Source organism: Pandoraea sp. PE-S2R-1 (assembly GCF_002179865.1).
In the GTDB taxonomy this organism is placed as follows: domain Bacteria; phylum Pseudomonadota; class Gammaproteobacteria; order Burkholderiales; family Burkholderiaceae; genus Pandoraea.
Map to the genome: position 1 here is coordinate 103360 of NZ_NGUR01000019.1, position 17265 is coordinate 120624.

Below are 17265 nucleotides of genomic sequence, written 5' to 3' on the forward strand. Positions count from 1 at the left end.
CGGCGCCAGCACCCGCGCTACCAAGGTAATACGCTGCAACGCCGTACCGCTGATGCGCCCGGCCCTCCGCGCCCCCCAGGTCTTGCGAGGGCCGGGCACGTCAGCCCCGGCGCCGGATCGGCCCCACTCACCGGAGGATGCCATGAAGTTGTCCGACCAGACGCCGTCCCAGAAGGCCGCCCAGCCCGTCGCTACCGCTGGCAGCGCTGCCAGCACTGCTGCTGCGACTCGCCCAGCGACGTCGCGCCGCCTATTCCTGCTCAGCACCACGGCAGCGGCCGCCGCCGTGGCCGTCGGACTCGTGCCGCGCCTCGTGCGCCCGGCCCGTGCCGACGATGCCCGGCGCGCCAGCGCCCCCGAACACTTCGAAGTGGCTTACAGCGACGCCGAATGGCGCAAACGCCTGACACCCGGCCAGTACGAGATTCTGCGTCAGGAAGGCACCGAGCGCCCGTATTCGAGCCCGCTCAACGACGAACACCGTACCGGCACGTTCTTCTGCGCCGGTTGTGCCCTGCCGGTGTTCTCGTCGCGCACCAAGTTCGACAGCCATACCGGCTGGCCGAGCTTTTGGACGCCGCTCGACAACGCCGTGGCCACCCATACCGACACGAGCTTCGGCATGACCCGCACGGAAGTGCACTGCCGGCGCTGTGGCGGCCATCTGGGGCATGTCTTCGACGACGGCCCGAAGCCGACGGGCCTGCGCTACTGCATGAACGGTCTGGCCATGACGTTCCGCCCGCAGCCCGCTTGATAGCGCACGGGAAACAAGCCGGCAACGAGTCGGCAACCCGCTGGCAACACGCGGACAACCAGCGGACAACAACCTAACGACACGCTAATCCTCCGGCCCCGCCGGACCACGCTAAACACGCTAAAGGAGCGCTTTCATGACCTTGCTCATCCTCGCCTATCTCGGCGGGATCCTGACCATCGTCAGTCCATGCATTCTGCCGGTGCTGCCGTTCGTCTTCTCGCGCGCCGGACAGTCGTTCTCGCGCAGCGTGCTGCCGATGCTCGCCGGTATGGTGCTGATGTTTGCGCTCGTCGCCACGCTCGCCGCCGTGGGTGGCAGTTGGGTCGTGCAGGCCAACCAGTACGGCCGCTGGCTCGCCCTCGCGCTGGTCGCGCTGTTCGGTGCCACATTGTTGTTCCCGAAGTTGTCCGAACGCCTGACGCATCCGCTCGTCTCGCTGGGCGACCGGCTGTCGCAATCGGCCCAAGGTGATGGGCAAGCCAGCGACGCCGCCACGGCGGGGACGCGTCCGGGGGCATCGTTCCTGCTGGGCATTGCCACCGGCCTGCTGTGGGCCCCGTGCGCCGGTCCGATTCTCGGGCTGCTGCTCACCGGCGCGGCACTGCAAGGCGCCAGTGTCGGCACGACGCTGCTGCTGATCGCGTACGCCGCCGGTGCCGCCACGTCGCTCGCTTTGGCATTGCTCGTGGGTGGCCGTGTGTTCGCCGCCATGAAACGCTCGCTCGGTGCCGGTGAATGGATTCGCCGCGCGCTCGGCGGCCTCATGCTCGCAGGTGTTGCCGCGATTGCGCTCGGTCTCGATACCGGCGTGCTGGCCCAACTCTCGACCGCCTCGACGGGTGGCATCGAACAGAAGCTGGTCGACCAGTTGGGTGCCCGCCGTGGTGCTGGGAATAGTGCAGGCAATGGTGCCGGTGCAGGCGATGCCGCCGCCGCTGAGACGGGCGCTGGCAGCCAAAGCGCCAATAACACTGGCAACACTGGCAACACTGGCAACGCGGGCAACGCCATGACGCGCACCGCCGCGACCGAGCCGGCGCCGTTGCCAGTCGAAGGTCAGTTGCCGTCGCTCGACGGTGCCGTGCAGTGGCTCAATTCGCCGCCGCTGACCGCAGAGTCGCTGCGTGGCAAGGTCGTGCTCGTCGACTTCTGGACATACTCCTGCATCAACTGCCTGCGCACGCTTCCGTACGTGAAGGCATGGGCGCAGAAGTATCGCGATCAGGGCCTCGTCGTCATCGGCGTGCATGCCCCGGAATTCGCCTTCGAGCGCGATATCGGCAACGTCAAGAAAGCCGTTCATGACCTCGGCGTCGACTATCCGGTCGCCATCGATAACAACTATGCGATCTGGCGCGGCTTCAACAACCAGTACTGGCCCGCGCATTACTTCATCGACGCGCAGGGACGCGTGCGTTATCACCACTTCGGCGAAGGCAACTATGCCGAGTCGGAGCGCGTGATCCAGCAACTGCTGCGCGAAGCCGGCGCCACGCAGGTGGCCAGCAGCCTCTCGGACGTGCAGGCCAACGGCATTCAACAGGCGGCCGATATGCGCGACGTGCGCTCGCCCGAGACTTATGTCGGCTACGAGCGGGCCGAAAACTTCGCGTCGCCGGGCGGTGCATTGCGCAATCAGGCAAACGACTACCGCGCGCCGACGACACCGTCGCTCAACGCGTGGGGCCTTGGCGGCTCGTGGAAGGTGGGTGCCGAACAGGCAACGGCCACGCACGCCGGTGCCCGCATCGTCTACCGCTTCCATGCCCGCGACCTGCATCTGGTACTGGGCCCGGACGCCAACGGCAAACCGGTGCGTTTTCGCGTGACGGTCGATGGTCAGGCACCCGGTGATGCCCACGGTACTGACGTCGCCGCAGACGGCACCGGCACCGTGACCTCGCAGCGGTTGTATCAGCTCGTGCGCCAGTCCGGCGATGTGAGCGACCGCACCTTCAGCATCGAGTTTCTTGACCCGGGTGTGTCGGCTTATGCCTTCACGTTCGGTTAATCGAATCGGGAGTCTTCAGATGAACAAGCATCATCCGCAACACACTGCACCGGCCACCTCGGCTACCTCTGCCACGCCCGCCAAGCCCGCCAAGCCTGCTACCAAGCGCGCTGCCGCACTGGCCTCGGGCCTGCGCCGGTCGCTGCTGGCGGCCGCAGCCGTCGCCGCCGGGGTCTTCACATGGCAGGTTGGCGCTTACGCCTTCGGCGGTGCCGAGCCGGCCGTGTCGATCGCGGCCCCCAAACTGGACGAGCCGGCCACCGGCGCACGCACCGAAACTGCGGTCTTCGCGGGCGGCTGCTTCTGGGGCGTGCAAGGGGTCTTCCAGCACGTGCAAGGCGTGACGAAAGCCGTCTCCGGTTACGCAGGCGGCACGGCGAAAACGGCCGACTACGAAACCGTGAGCAGCGGCAGCACCGGCCACGCCGAGTCGGTCGAAGTCACGTTCGATCCGCAGAAGGTGTCATACGGCAAGCTGCTGCAAATCTACTTCTCGGTCGCCCACAACCCGACCGAACTCAATCGTCAGGGCCCGGATAGCGGCACGCAATATCGCTCGGCCGTGTTCCCGATGAATGACGCGCAGCGCCGCGTGGCCGAAGCCTATATCGTGCAACTCGACGCCTCGCACGCGTTCACGAAACCGATTGCGACGAAGGTCGAGAAGTACACCGGCTTCTATGCGGCCGAGGGCTACCATCAGGACTTTCTGACCGAGCACCCGACGTATCCGTACATCGTGATCAACGATCTGCCCAAGGTGAAAGACCTCAAGCGGATGTTCCCCACGCAGTATCGCGATACGCCGGTGCTGGTGAAGACGGCGTCGGCGTCCTAAGCCCCCTTACTTCGGATCATCCGCCAGCTTGTACACGCGCAGACGGTGACCGTCGGGATCGGACGCCACGAACGTGCGGCCGAAATCCATCGTGGTGGGCGCTTGCAAAATCGTGATTCCGCGAGCGCTCCAGTCCACGTGAGTGGCGTCCACCTGCTCGTTGGACGCCACCGGCAGCACCACTTCGCTGCCCCCCGGCGGCGCAATCACGGTCGGTACCACCGTGTGCTTTGCCCACAACCCCAGCTTCAATCCCGACGGAAACACGAACAACGCGAAACCCGGCGACGTGTCGACCGGTTGACGGTCGAACAGATCGGCGTAAAACGCAGCGCTCACTGCGGTATTGGCAACATACAGAATGACCATATTCGGATGCAGCATGACAAGCTCCTGTCGATTTGGATTACTGACGTACTAACTCACGTGTCAACTGACGTTTCTCACGCACCGGGCGCCTCGGTGTGCGTCGTCATTGCACGTATCGTAGAAGGACATGCTGTCAGTTTTTGTCAGTAGTCGACAGACAACTTACCGTCATTCCCTGTCACTCTTCACGTCGCCCCGTCGTCTCCCGCCACGCCTTGAGCAGTGAGCGGCGGCCGCGCGGATAACGCGCCGCCGACACGGTCATCGTCTCGATGCGGTCGGCGCGAAAGTGCCGGAAGCCGTCGCGCAACTCACACCACGCGACGACCATGCGCACGCGCTCGAAAAAGCCCAGCGCGAACGGCCAGATCACGCGCTCCGACGTTTTTCCGGCTTCGTCGCGATACGCCAGATGCAACTTGCGCTCGGTGCGAATCGCCTCGCGAATGACGGTCAGATCGACGGTCATCGGCGGCAGCGGATCGCCCGGCCCGATGAGCAGTGTCGAAGCTTCGAGCGACGCGCGCAGATCGGCCGGCAGCACGGCGGCGATCTTCGCGAGCGCGTTGCCCGCCGCATCGGCCAATGCGCCATCCGTGCGATTGGCCACCCAGCGCGAACCCAGCACGATGGCTTCGATCTCCTCTTCGGAAAACATCAGCGGTGGCAGCATGAACCCGGGCTTGAGCACGTAGCCCAGCCCCGGCGCACCCTCGATGTGTGCGCCCTGCGCCTGCAAGGTCGCAATGTCGCGATAAAGGGTGCGCAGGCTCACGCCCAGCGATTCGGCGAGCGACGCCCCCGCCACCGGATAACGGTGACGGCGCAGCAGTTGCATCAGAGAGAAAAGACGTTGTGTACGGGACATGGCGCGCATTATGCGCCCGATCAGAACGAAAAAAGCGCACGTTCAACCGTTCGGTCGAAACGTGCGCTTTCCCCATCAAAGGTCACGGCCGTAGCCCTGACCCTCGTTGCACTTGTCGCGGATTACTTCTGCCGCAATTGCTTGACGATCTCCGAGTTCACGTCGCCTGCCTGAGCGCCGTAGGCCACGCGCAGGTAGTTGGTCAGCTCGGAAATTTGCGCATCCGTCAGCCGCTTGTCGAAACCGGGCATGTCCTGCATGGCTTCGAGCCCCGGGAATTTCTGCGGCTCGATACCGTCGAGAATCGCCACGATCAGATTGCGCGGATCCTTCTGACGCACCGTCGAATTGCCCAGCATCGGCACGGCAACGTGCGGCTTGCCCGTGCCGTCCGCCGCGTGACAACCGGCACATACCGCGAGGTACATATTGCGGCCCGCGACGAGCTTGCTGGTATCCGGACTCGCCGGTAACGGCTTCGGTGCAGGCGGTGCATCGCCCAGCAGGTAGGTGCTCAACGAGCGCAAGTCATCCGGCGTCAGATACTGCGAGCTCAAGTGCACGACCGGATACATCTCGCCAAAGGCCGAGCCTTGCGGCGCAACACCCGTGCCGAAGAACGTCTGCAAGTCCTTCAACGTCCAGCCACGCGCAGCGAGCGCTTCGGGCGTCAGATCCGGTGCGGCGATACGGGCGAGCGCAGCACCGCCGAGCGGCTTCGCGCCATCGAGTTGCCCGAAGGTGCCGCGCGGCGTATGGCACTCCGCACAGTGACCGAGCGCATTGGCAAGGTAGCGTCCGCGCAACCAGTCGGCAGACTGGCCCTTCGATGCATCGGGCAACGTGTCCTTGAGGAAGATCCAGTCCCAGAAACGCATGCCGAAACGCATGTTGTACGGGAACGAGAGATCGTGCTTCCGATTGGCCACGGCGACCGGCTTCACCGACATCAGATAGGCGTAGATCGCATCGCTGTCGGCACGCGTCATCTGCCGGTACGACGTGTACGGCATGGCCGGATACAGCACCTTGTCAGGCGCTTTGCCATCGTGCAGCGCACGATAGAAATCGTCGGCCGTCCAGTTGCCGATACCGTTGGCCTTGTCCGGCGTGATGTTGGTGCCGTAGAACGTGCCGAACGGCGACTTGAGCGGCACGCCACCGGCAAACGGCGCACCGTCGGCGCTCGTGTGGCACGCCGCGCAATCGGCCGCGCGCGCGAGGTATTTGCCGCGTGCAACCAGTTCCGGCGGCGCCGGGTTACCCGGCGTCATGACGACGGCCGTTGCGTTGCCGGTTCCCGCAGCACTGGCAGCCGCCGAAGCACCGGACGCCGGCGCATCGGCCGCCATCGCACTCGTGACGAGCGACGGCATCATCGACGTCTTGGGTTGCGGCGGCTGCGAAGGGTCGGGGGGCTTGGGCGACGTCGAGTCGTTGCACGCCGCGAGCAGCAGCGCCGCCGCGACGCAAACCGCACTCGCGCCCAAGCGGCTCAGCCGGCTCAACTGATGCAGTGAGGACGGCAAGGACGAAGAGGTGACACGATTCAGGTTCATGGCGTGTCCTCTCACTTCGCGTCGGTCAGACAGCCGGGCGTCTTCAGAACGACGTCGCGCACGGCCTCGTAATAGCGCACATACCCGGTGCAACGGCAAATATGATCGTTGAGCCCTTCGGTAATGGCAGCCTCGAGATCGGCGCGCGCCACCGGTTTGCGTTTCAGTTTTTCGATGAGCACCGTCGCCGCGTTCACGAAACCGGGCGTGCAGTAGCCGCACTGGAAACTGAAGTGATCGAGAAACGCTTGCTGAATCGGTGCCAGCGTCACTTTGCCGTCGGCATCGTGGGTCGCATGGCCTTCGACCGTTCTCACCGTCTTGCCGTCGAAGTAGTTCGCGCCGGTGATGCAGGTGCGCACCGTTTCGCTGCTGCCGTCGGCATGATCGACGATCACCACGCAGGCGTGGCAAATGCCTTGTCCGCAGCCCAGACGCGAGCCGGTCAGCCCGAGCGTCTCGTGCAGGTAGTCGATCATCATCAGACCCGCCGGCACATCGGTTGGCCCATGCGAAACGCCGTTGACCTTTACCGTCACCGGCAAGACATCCCACGGCGCTTTGCCGTTGCCGGTAGTAGCGGGTGTTGCCTGCGCCGACGCGCCGCCATTGTCCAAGCTAGCGCCACTTGCCGCAGCCGGTGCCGAGGTGCCAGCGATCGATTGTCCTGCACCCGCTGCCGCGCTGCCCGCAGCGTTCGACGCCGCTTGAGGGGCGTTTGTCGTGTCCGTCATGCCAGTACCTCCTGGATCTTCTCCGGTGTCACCGGCAAGTCAGTAAAACGATGGCCGATCGCATGCGCGAGGCCGTTCACAATCGCGCCCACCACGGGAATCATCACCACTTCGGCGATGCCCTTGGGCACATCGGATTCGGAAATCGGTGGCAGCACTTCACCGGTCTGCGTCCACACGGCAACATCGGTTGCGCGCGGCAGGTGATAGCGGTTGAAGTTCCACGTGCCGTTGCCCGGGCCGTCTTCATAGAGCGGCAGGTACTCGTGCAACGCGTGGCCGATACCCATGGCGAGACCTCCCTGCAACTGACCGGACACCAACTGCGGCGAAATCTGATTGCCGCACTCCATGATGGAGTGGTGCGTCAGCAACTCGACCTTGCCCGTCGCCTCATGCACCGAGAGTTCGACCAGCGTGCCGACGGCGCTGTAATACGTCACCGCCGCGTTGTTGCGCTGCACCGGCGGGTAGAACACCCGCTTGCGGTCGATCACGCGATAGCCGGTGGCCGGCACGGGCGCTGCGACCTGCGTGGCAGAAGCGTTCGCCGCACGCGCTGCGGCGGCCGATTTCGCCGACGCATTGCTGCTGTTGCGATGACTGCCCTTGCCCGCCGGCGCTTGCACCGGTGCGGCTGCGGGTGTGGACGCCGGAGCCGCAGCCGGTGCATTGGCACCGCCCTTGCCGAAGCGCAACGCAATGCCGTCGACCGGCAGGCGCTGCGTCGTGCCGTCGCCCAGATCCCAGTCGGCTTCTGCCCACTGCCAGCGGTTGAATACGTGAACGGTCGCGCCCGTCACCAGCCCCATTTCGTGGGCCGTCTTCGCGATCATGGCCAGCGGCAACGCTTCCATGCCAGCGGCCGAGAGCTTGCCCTCGACCCAGCGCGCATCTTCCACACGCACCACGAGCGGTGCCGCCTGACCACCGCCAAGCCCCCGGCGCCAGATCGACAGCGCCGCCGGCCAAAGCCCTTGCATAAACAGCAATCTCGCCGCTTCGCGCGTGCTGTGCGTGAAATAGAACGCCGAATTCGTCGCGCTCGACGGCGACGCGTAACCCGGCGACCAGCGCGGGTTCGCCGCCAATTTGTCCTGATCGGCCTGCGACATCAGGTACGGGTCACCACTCGTGACAACGGGCAACTCCGGCCAGTCGGTGATGGCGATGTGCACGTCGGTAGCCGGCATGCCGAGCCACTTCGCGACGGCCACGGCCTGAGACGTCGATGTCCCCGTGCCGATTTCGGCCGCCGTGTGATGCAGGCTGATCTTGCCCTGATCGTCGATCTCCACCCGTGCGAACGAGGTCTCTGCGCCGGTGCCGAAGTCCTTCTGCACGCACGCGAAGCCCACGCCGTAGCGGCGGCCCGGATGCGCCGCTTCGTACTCGGCCTTCTTCTTGTCGCGCTGCGTCCAGAGCGGATGCGCCTTGGCTTTCGCGAGCACTTCATCGACGCGCACGGCACCCGCAGGAATCGCGCCCTGCGTGTTCTTCATGCCCGAACGAAGTGCGTTCTTCATGCGGAAATCGATCGCGTCCAGCCCCAGTTGCGCGGCCATTTCGTCGATCATCATTTCGGTGGCCGCCATCGACTGCAACGTGCCGTAGCCGCGTGCCGAGCCCGCGTCGATGGCGCGCGAGGCAATCGCCACGCTCGCCAGATCGCTCTGCGGGAAGTAGTAGATCGACTGCGCTGCCGTGGCGCCCACCATGGCCACCGACGGCGAGAAGTTCATGCGCCCGCCGCCGTTGCACTCCATGTCGGCAGCAAACGCCTGCAACAGACCGCTCGTCTTGTCGACACCGATGCGATAGCGCATCGTGAAGGCGTGGCGCTTGAGCGAGGTTTGAAACTGTTCGTAGCGGTCGTTAGCGAGCCGCACGGGCAGTCCGTCGCCGTACATCGCAGCGGCCAGCCCGTAGAACGGCATGTTGTAGTGGTCTTTCGAACCGTAGCCGACCGTGTAGCACGGGTAGACGATCAGGCGCTTGACCGGAAAGTGCCCCTTGGCCACCATCGCGGCCGCATTCTCGGCCACTTCGGACGGCGACTGTGTCGGCACGACCATGTGCAGCGTCTGCGTGCTGGCGTCGTACCAGCAGTTGGCGTTATCGGGTTCGAGCGCCGCCGTGTCGACCGACTGCGTGCGGTACTCGCGCGACATCACAAGCCAGTCGCCCGGCGGGTGCGTCAGCGACTCGCCGATCTTGCCCGCGTAGGCCATGCCCTGCTCGTCGAGCTTGCCGTGATCGTTACCGTCGGGCCACACCGGCAGATGCTTGCGCATCATGCTCGGGAAGATCGGTGCATCTTTCAGGCTCGAATAGATATCGTCGTCGTAGGCCGTCTTTCCGCCCACGCGCACGAAGCGGAAGGTGCCCCACGGATCGCGTTCCAGCGGGCCGCTCACTTCGCCGTAGCGAATGATTTCGTCGTGGAACTTGAGCTTGTCCTTGGCGAAGCGAAAACGCGCGAAGTCGTGATAGATCAGAATCGCCACGGCATGGCCGAGATAGGCCGGCGTCTTGCCCGCAGGCAACAGCATGTCGTCGCCATAAAACTCTGGGAATGCGACACCGTCGCGCGCCAGATCATCGGCTGTCACCACGCGATCGGGCTTCAGCCCGTCGTCGAGCCGCGCGAGATCGAAGCCGAGATAGGGCCGGTCGGCCTGCGTCGCGCGCAGCACGAACGCATGCGCCTGCTGCTTCGGCCAGCCGGGCATATCGGCGGCACGCACGTCGCGCGCGAAAATCTTCGCGCCGGTGACTTTGGCCGTGCCGTCGATACGGAATTTGGCTTGGCCCGTGGCGGCATCCCACGCGACCGGGGTGAGGTTCTTGTCTTCGAACAGCGCGGCAAATGCGCGGCTGCCGAGCGGGGCGATGTAGACCGAAATGCCCGCGATCACCGAGGCTTTGAGAAAGCCGCGCCGCGACAGGGCGAAGCCTGACGGACTTGAGGTATCGGGGGTCTGGGGGGTATCGGAAGCAGCAGATGAGCGAGCATCATCGCTCGACATTGCCGCTGGCGGACAGTGTTTTCTTGGCAGGCGCGGCATAAGCGTTCCGTCCGTCGGCCGGGGGTACGGCCTTCTTGTTTGGGGGGACGTATCACCAACACGAAACGGAAAACGGCACGCAAAACAGCACGATTACGATCACGACGCCTGGGGCAAAGTCATGACCCACGATGCTTGTGCGCAGTGCGCGACATTCATCTGCCGTGATGTCGTCGTGAAGTCTTATAGGACCACGCTTCATGAGTGACACCGGACACCTGAAGGCTACACGCCGCCTATGTGAATGACAAGGTGACGGATGACGCGCTGCGTGAGAACTGGCGCGGCTTTGCGCGCATTGCGCACCGTGCGGCGGGCAAGAGCGGGCGATATTCGGCGCGGATGATGTTGCTTATGCTTGATCGGAAATGGCGCTATATCCACTGGAATACGGCGCCATCCCGATATCGGCGGGCACGGCAAATTATTTTGTGCAGTGCGCTGATTTTTATCGTTTTTCTCCGGCTGCGTCCGACAAGTGCCGACGCGTTCCGGCAACTGCGCGCGCCGCGCTCAGACGATGCGCAATTCCATGCACGTGAGATCGAGCCAGCGGCCGAACTTCGTGCCCACTTCGCTGAAAACACCGACCGTGCGAAAACCGAGTTTCTCGTGCAAGCGAATCGACGGCGCATTTTGCGCTTCGATGCTCGCGATCATCACGTGGATGTTTGCGGCACGCGCGCGCTCGATCAGGGCACGCATGAGCGCCTCGCCAACGCCGCCGCCGCGCGCATTCTGGTGGATGTAGATCGAATGTTCGACGGTGTGACGATAGCCGTCGAATGCGCGCCAGTCGCCATACGAGGCGTAGCCGAGCACGTCGTCGCCACGTTGCGCAACGATGACAGGGAAACCCTTCGCCAAACGTGCGGTCAGCCACTCGCGACGATTGTCGAGATCGACGACGATCTCGTTCCAGATGGCCGTGGTGTGTTCCACGGCATCGTTGTAGATATCGCGAATGACGGCGAGGTCCGCGTCGGTGGCGTCGCGAACGGTGACGGCTGGCTTCATGATGAGGTTTCCACGCAAGGTGTAGCGATGACAATGATGTCTAATTTCGACGTCTAGTTTACTAGAAATTAATTTCCAGTAAACTGGACAGCATGGATATCAACGAACGCATCGCCCGCCGGGTTCGCGATTTGCGAAGTGAGCGCGGCTACTCTCTCGACACGCTGGCCGAGCGCAGCGGCGTGAGCCGTTCGAGCATCTCGCTCATCGAGCGCGCCCAGACGAGCCCGACCGCCAATGTGCTCGACAAGCTGGCGACGGCACTCGACGTCACACTTGCCTCGCTGTTCGACGAGAGCGCCGGCGACGATGCGCAGCCCTCGCCGATCGCGCGACGCGCCGATCAACCCGTGTGGACCGACCCCGACTCCGGTTACGTGCGCCGCAACCTCTCGCCCGCCGAAGCCTCGCCGCTGCAATTCGTGGAAGTGCACTTCCCGGCCGGCGAGCGCGTGGCGTACGACACGGGCGCGCGCGACAACGAAGTCTGGCAACAGGTCTGGGTCATCGGCGGCACCATCGAGATTACGCTGGGCAACACCACGTGGCGGCTCGATGCCGGCGATTGTCTCGCGATGCGGCTCGATCGACCGATCGGCTATCACAACCCGACCTCGGCGACGGCGCACTACCTCGTCGGGCTCGTTACGCTACCGTTCGTCGCTGCCCGGAGGGCAACATGACGTCATCCATTACCTTGCAACGGCTCGACGGCGCGCAAGCGCTGGCCGAAGTCGACGCGCTCGCCGATGTGCTGATCGACTGCGTGGAAGGCGGCGCATCGGTCAGTTTCATGCTGCCGCTCACGCGCGAACGTGCAACAACGTTCTGGCGCAAGGTCGCCGAGAGCGTGGCCCGTGGCGAGCGTGTGCTGCTGGTTGCGCGCACCCATGATGGCGAAGCAGGGAATCAAGGCAAGATCGTCGGCACCGTGCAACTGATTCTCGATCTTCCCGAAAACCAGCCGCACCGCGCCGACGTAGCGAAGATGCTGGTGCATCGCGACGCGCGTCGGCAAGGCGTAGCGCAGGCACTGATGGCAGCCATCGATGATGTGGCGCGCGCCGAGCGCCGCCATGTCCTCGTGCTGGACACCGTCTCCGGTGGCGACGCCGAACGGTTATATCAACGCAGCGGCTGGCAACGCGCAGGCGACGTGCCGAAGTTCGCGCTCATGCCCGACGGCGAATTCTGCGCCACGACGTTCTATTACAAGCACCTCTGATCTCTGAAGCATCACTCAGCGCACGGCCGCCAGTCCCTCCAGTAACGCCTTGTGGAACGCCACCGGGTCTTGCATCTGCGGGGCATGGCCCAGTTCGGGAAACTCCACCAGCGTCGAGCCGGGAATCGCCGCATGCGTCGCCTTCGCGAGCGCCGGGTAATGCCCGATGCGCGCCTGCACTTCCGGCGGCGAAAAATCTTTGCCGATCGCGGTCGTGTCCTTGTCGCCGATGAGCAGCCATGTCGGCACGCGAATCTGGCCGAATTCATACACCACCGGCTGCGTGTAGATCATGTCGTAGAGCAGCGCCGAGTTCCACGCGACGATGCGCTTGCCCGGTCCGCGATACATCCCCGCAAGCATCTGCACCCACGGCTCATAACGCTCGTTCCACTGCCCGGCGTAGTACGTCGCCTGTTCATAGCGGCGAATACTGGGTGCGCTCGTACGAAGGTCGCGCTCATACCACTCGTCCACCGTTTTCGACGGCACACCGAGTGCCTTCCAGTCTTCCAGACCGATCGGATTGACGAGCACCAACTGCTGCGTCTCTTCGGGATACATCAGCGCATAGCGCGCGGCGAGCATGCCGCCCGTCGAGTGGCCGACGATCGTCGCGCGGGTGATTCCCAGCGACGCGAGCAGCGCATGCGTGTTGTTCGCCAGTTGCTGGAAGCTGTACTGATATTGCGCGGGCTTGCTCGATTTGCAGAAGCCGATCTGGTCGGGGGCAATCACGCGATAGCCGGCACCCGACAGCACGTCGATGGTCTCGCGCCAGGTCGCCGCGCAGAAATTCTTGCCATGCAGCAGCACGACGGTACGACCGTTGGGCTGCGCCGGTTTTACGTCGAGATACACCATGTGCAGCGGCGTGCGCTGCGAGGTGAAGTCGAAACGGTTCACCGGATACGGATAGTCGAAGCCCTGAAGCTCGGGCCCATACGCCGGCCCCGCGTTGCTGTCGGCGCTATCGGCGGCATGGGCGGCCGACGGCGCGACGCCCGAAAGGGCGATCAAAGGAACGAGCGACGTCACGCCGGCGAAAGCGCACGCGCGCAATGCCGCCGCACAGTATCGGGAGACACGGCGCAGGCGCGTTTGAGGCATTGGGGTCATGGGAGCAAGCGTGCGATGGCACGCGAAGTGGCACAAAGCGGATGCCGGCGATTGTGCCACGGGCTCGCGCGCGGCGAGCACCACGCAAAAAGGCACGCCACCGCCTCCTGCTAACAGAGACTTATGGACGTGCCTTTGATGCATCAGCCCCCATCACTCAATGACAGGGCGACCCGGGGGGCTGAGTGACGGCTTAGTTACCGAAGTAGGTCGTACCGGCGCGTTGCAGGCCACCGACCGAACCCGGCGTGACCGGTGCCGCAGCGGCGGCCGGTTGTGCGCTGGGCACAGCCTTCGGGTAGACGGTGTCGTGTTGCACGACCAGACCGTCCTTCTGCGCCTGGATCAGTTCTTCGCGAACCTGAGCACGCGTGAGCACGCTGGTTTGCGGAACCCACGAGAATTCCGACGGGCCGTCAAAAGCATCGCTGGCGAAGGCCGAACCGGCCGACACAGCCAACATGGCGGAAATCAGGGCAGAGGTAATAAGAGTGCGCTTCATGGTGTTTCTCCTGTCTATTGAAAGGGGCGATGCTTGATTCATCGTCGACAATGACAGTCTATTCGTGTGCGAATTGATGATAAATACCATCAATTACAATCATTTATTTCATATTTAGAAATAATTGGATTAAACGGGGTCGCATTGATGCGCTTCGCCCCTACACGTCCAACAAGTCAGAAGCCAAGCCCGCCATTCGGCATAACCCTCAGGATTGAAGGGTTATACCGGCAGGTGCTACCCGCCCGATGTTTCACATATTCATCAACGCCGCAGCCGCATTGGGCGACGCATGTTTCGGCACCCGCAACGCTCGCGATGTGGGCACTCACGCAACAAGTTAGTGAGCGCGAACCCCGCTACGCCGGGGCTTATGGTATTTTTCACTCGCTTCAAACGCGCGTATAAGCGAGCCCTCGCTTCGGAAACCGAAAGAATTGTGCAAAACCGGACTGCATTCATCCGCGGTCCGCATGGCTGCCACAACTTTGACGCCTTGGGAACGGTTTTGAAGGGTCAGAAAGAAACTCTGTAAAATCCGCAGCGGCAATGGGGGCCTAGCGCCTCACTGGATACCTCGCCGCTCAAGGGAAGATAAGCATCAGATGAAAGCGCCCAGCAACCTGATTACTGGTGAAGTGCGGACGAAAATCCGCGGCATGATTCTCGCCTCGGAGCTCAAGCCGGGGCAGCGCCTTATCGAAGACGATCTGATCCAGTTGCTCGGCGTTGGCCGCACGCCGGTGCGCGAAGCGCTGCTGATCCTGCAAGGCGAAGGCTTTATCGCCCGCAATCGCGGTTGGGAAGTTCAGGGGGTCGATCACCTTCAGGTGAATGCGATCTTCGAAAGCCGTGCCGCGATCGAAGCGGAAACGGCGCGGCTGGCCGCCCGCAAAATCACGCCCGAAGCCTGTGATGCGCTTGCCGCGCTCATCGAGCAAATGGAGCCGAGCACCCATCTGCCGCGTCTGGCACTGAACCGCCTGAACAGCGAATTCCACGAATTGATCGTCAAAGCCGCCGATAACGTCGTGCTGACGCAGTTTCACGAGCGTATTCAGTTCTATTACTGGGCGCTGCGCATTCCCGTCATGTTCTCGGACGAGCAACTGAGCGCAACCAACGCCCAGCATCGCGAATTGGTCGACGCGCTGCGTGCGCACGATGAAGTGCGCGCCGCACAGATTGCGCGTCATCACGTTGAGACGACGATGGGCATCGTCGAGCCCGCCCTGCCGCGCTGAACCGCACGAGCGGCGGGTCTCAAGCGCGCCATCTACCTACATTCCCCATACAAGCTGCATAGACGCGCCCAGAAGGCTGCCGCCGGGCCGCGTCAAGGGCGTGGGCTACCTCGAATCGTCCGGCCGGTCAGCGCACCAGATAACCCGCCACGCGCCAGCGGCTGTCGACGCCGTAAAACATCGTGACCATTTCATGCGCGTCGGCCTTGTTCTCGAACGCCGTGTCGTACTGAATCACCACATACTCACCGTCGGGCTGCCCCGGAATGGCGCGCGTGAACACCGCGTCCGCCACCTTGCGTGACTTCACTTTGCCCAGCGGCGTGCGCGCAGCACTCAGGCTCTGCGCCCACGCGTCGGCCGGCAACGAGCGTTGAAACACGGCTGCCGCCTGTTCCCAGCTTTGTTCTGCGCGATTGATATCCACCAGTCCGAGCCAGAGATTCGCGGCTTCGAGTGCCGGTTTCACATCGCGGTTGATGTCGCTTGCCGGGGCACTCACGCCGCTGGCCGGCGTCGCAAACAGCGGCGGCTGGGCCGAGCGCCGTGTCATCGGCTCCTGCGCCTGCACCGCGGCTGCGCTCAGACCAGCGGCCACGGCAAGCGTGAGTGTCAGGAAACGGTGAAGGCAGGACATCGACATGACAAAAGCTCCAGAAGATAGACGGTAAACCTTAACCCGGCCATTCTACTGGTGTGTAACGCGCACAGCGTCGTACATTACAATGCACTACACATGCCCGCCTCCCCCCGCCGGCCTTCCCCATGTTGACGACGTCTCTGCTCGCGATCACTGCCCTGCTCAGCTTCATGATGTTGCTGATCATCGGCTCGCTGGTACGCTCGCGCGTCGCGGGAGTGCGCGAGTGGTGCTGGGCCAACGTGGCGGTGCTCATCTCGTTGCCACTGTTCGCCCTGCGCGGCCACGTCCCCGACTTCCTTTCGATTCCCGTTGCCAACGTCATGCTTGGCGGCGGCCTGCTGCTCTATTACGCCGGTTGTGCCCGCTACCTCGGCCAGTCACCGCACTGGCCGGTGCTCGGCGCGTCGCTCGGCGTGTTGGCCGGGTCCATGTTGTTCTGGTTCTACGGCAGCGAGAACACACAGTTGCGGGTCGTCATTGTCTCGGCGTATCACGCGGTGGTCCTGCTCGCCACGGCCGTGCTTATCATGCGGCACATCCCGCCACGGCGGCATCCCTATAACTATTGGCTCACGGCGGGACTCGCCACGGCATTTGCCATCGGACACATCGTGCGGGGTGCCGTGTTCGGCTGGGCACCCGCGCCCGGCCCCGAGCTGATGGGGGCGTCGACGTTCAACGCCGTCATGCTCACCATCGGCGCGGTCGTCATGCCGGCGATGACGATGGGTTCCGTCATGATGATTCACGACGCCATGCTGGCCACGGCGGAAGAAGCCGCCAATCGCGACTATCTGACGGGCGCACTCTCGCGCAAGCATTTCGATCTGCTCGCCCGGCAGGAGATGGCGCGGGCGCTGTCGCACGGCTGGCCGTTGTCGATCGTGGTCATCGACCTCGATCACTTCAAGCAGATCAACGACACCTACGGCCACGCGGGCGGCGACACCGTGCTGCGCGAGTTCGTCAAACTGGTGCGCGACGGTTTGCGCGAAGGCGATATCTTCGGGCGGCTGGGCGGCGAGGAGTTTGCCGTGCTGTTACCCGGCACCGATACGGCGGGTGCCATTCGCATTGCCGAGCGCCTGCGCGCGCAGGTGAGCCGGCATCTCGTGGCGGGGCCGTTCGGCGTCTGTCACTACACGCTGAGCGGGGGTGTCGCGACGTGGCACGAGCATGAGAGTCTGGAAGCGCTGTGCATGCGCGCCGACCGCGCCCTGTATGCCGCGAAGATCTCCGGGCGCAATCTCGTGCTCTCCGATGTACTGTCGAGCGACGAGACGGCGTCAGAGGCGGGTTGAGGCGTTA

16 protein-coding genes are annotated in these 17265 nt (G+C 63.9%); 7 read left to right on the forward strand and 9 right to left on the reverse strand.

Going from position 1 to position 17265, the window contains the following annotated elements; all coding sequences use genetic code 11:
* Positions 1–142: 142 nt before the first annotated feature.
* The 3 genes from msrB to msrA all read left to right on the forward strand — a co-directional run bounded on the left by msrB (position 143) and on the right by msrA (position 3609).
* Positions 143–757 carry a peptide-methionine (R)-S-oxide reductase MsrB gene (msrB, locus tag CDV44_RS26645; RefSeq protein ID WP_170936116.1) on the forward strand — a complete coding sequence of 205 codons (615 nt, stop codon included), beginning with the start codon at positions 143–145 and terminating at the stop codon, positions 755–757.
* 136 nt (positions 758–893) lie between these two features.
* Positions 894–2771 carry a cytochrome c biogenesis protein DipZ gene (locus tag CDV44_RS26650; protein ID WP_087691621.1) on the forward strand — a complete coding sequence of 626 codons (1878 nt, stop codon included), beginning with the start codon at positions 894–896 and terminating at the stop codon, positions 2769–2771.
* Between the two features lie 19 nt (positions 2772–2790).
* Positions 2791–3609, forward strand: a complete 819-nt coding sequence (msrA, locus tag CDV44_RS26655; RefSeq protein WP_087691622.1) for a peptide-methionine (S)-S-oxide reductase MsrA — start codon at positions 2791–2793, stop codon at positions 3607–3609.
* Between the two features lie 6 nt (positions 3610–3615).
* Here the strand turns inward: msrA and CDV44_RS26660 are convergent, their stop codons facing one another.
* The 6 genes from CDV44_RS26660 to CDV44_RS26685 form a co-directional block, all read right to left on the reverse strand.
* A complete protein-coding gene (locus tag CDV44_RS26660) occupies positions 3616–3993 on the reverse strand; it encodes a VOC family protein (RefSeq protein WP_087691623.1) in 378 nt (125 codons plus the stop codon).
* A 163-nt stretch (positions 3994–4156) separates the two neighbouring features.
* The gene (locus CDV44_RS26665; RefSeq protein WP_087691654.1) at positions 4157–4846 is read right to left on the reverse strand and encodes a YafY family protein; all 690 of its coding nucleotides are present in this window, start codon (positions 4844–4846) and stop codon (positions 4157–4159) included.
* Positions 4847–4968: 122 nt separating this feature from the next.
* The gene (locus CDV44_RS26670) at positions 4969–6225 is read right to left on the reverse strand and encodes a cytochrome c (protein WP_087691655.1); all 1257 of its coding nucleotides are present in this window, start codon (positions 6223–6225) and stop codon (positions 4969–4971) included.
* A 191-nt stretch (positions 6226–6416) separates the two neighbouring features.
* Positions 6417–7139: a (2Fe-2S)-binding protein gene (locus CDV44_RS26675; protein WP_170936117.1), complete on the reverse strand. Its 723-nt coding sequence runs from the start codon at positions 7137–7139 to the stop codon at positions 6417–6419.
* Positions 7136–10168, reverse strand: coding sequence for a xanthine dehydrogenase family protein molybdopterin-binding subunit (locus CDV44_RS26680; protein ID WP_249277743.1), 3033 nt, complete (start codon positions 10166–10168; stop codon positions 7136–7138). Before CDV44_RS26680 ends, CDV44_RS26675 begins: the two co-directional genes overlap by 4 nt.
* Before the next feature lie 552 nt (positions 10169–10720).
* Positions 10721–11224 (reverse strand): GNAT family N-acetyltransferase, encoded by a 504-nt coding sequence (locus tag CDV44_RS26685; RefSeq protein WP_087691624.1) that lies wholly within the window; start codon positions 11222–11224, stop codon positions 10721–10723.
* A 92-nt stretch (positions 11225–11316) separates the two neighbouring features.
* On the opposite strand from CDV44_RS26685, the gene CDV44_RS26690 reads away from it, so the two are divergent.
* Positions 11317–11907: a helix-turn-helix domain-containing protein gene (locus tag CDV44_RS26690; RefSeq protein ID WP_087691625.1), complete on the forward strand. Its 591-nt coding sequence runs from the start codon at positions 11317–11319 to the stop codon at positions 11905–11907.
* Positions 11904–12449 carry a GNAT family N-acetyltransferase gene (locus CDV44_RS26695; protein WP_087691626.1) on the forward strand — a complete coding sequence of 182 codons (546 nt, stop codon included), beginning with the start codon at positions 11904–11906 and terminating at the stop codon, positions 12447–12449. Before CDV44_RS26690 ends, CDV44_RS26695 begins: the two co-directional genes overlap by 4 nt.
* A 15-nt stretch (positions 12450–12464) precedes the next feature.
* Here the strand turns inward: CDV44_RS26695 and CDV44_RS26700 are convergent, their stop codons facing one another.
* Both CDV44_RS26700 and CDV44_RS26705 read right to left on the reverse strand, forming a co-directional pair.
* Positions 12465–13568: an alpha/beta fold hydrolase gene (locus CDV44_RS26700; protein ID WP_087691627.1), complete on the reverse strand. Its 1104-nt coding sequence runs from the start codon at positions 13566–13568 to the stop codon at positions 12465–12467.
* A gap of 193 nt (positions 13569–13761) precedes the next feature.
* The gene (locus CDV44_RS26705; RefSeq protein ID WP_087691628.1) at positions 13762–14070 is read right to left on the reverse strand and encodes a DUF4148 domain-containing protein; all 309 of its coding nucleotides are present in this window, start codon (positions 14068–14070) and stop codon (positions 13762–13764) included.
* Between the two features lie 605 nt (positions 14071–14675).
* On the opposite strand from CDV44_RS26705, the gene CDV44_RS26710 reads away from it, so the two are divergent.
* Positions 14676–15314: a GntR family transcriptional regulator gene (locus CDV44_RS26710; RefSeq protein WP_087691629.1), complete on the forward strand. Its 639-nt coding sequence runs from the start codon at positions 14676–14678 to the stop codon at positions 15312–15314.
* Positions 15315–15441: 127 nt separating this feature from the next.
* On the opposite strand, the gene CDV44_RS26715 is transcribed toward CDV44_RS26710, so the two are convergent.
* The gene (locus CDV44_RS26715) at positions 15442–15957 is read right to left on the reverse strand and encodes a DUF4019 domain-containing protein (RefSeq protein WP_087691630.1); all 516 of its coding nucleotides are present in this window, start codon (positions 15955–15957) and stop codon (positions 15442–15444) included.
* 122 nt (positions 15958–16079) lie between these two features.
* On the opposite strand from CDV44_RS26715, the gene CDV44_RS26720 reads away from it, so the two are divergent.
* Positions 16080–17258, forward strand: a complete 1179-nt coding sequence (locus tag CDV44_RS26720) for a GGDEF domain-containing protein (RefSeq protein ID WP_087691631.1) — start codon at positions 16080–16082, stop codon at positions 17256–17258.
* Positions 17259–17265 lie beyond the last annotated feature (7 nt).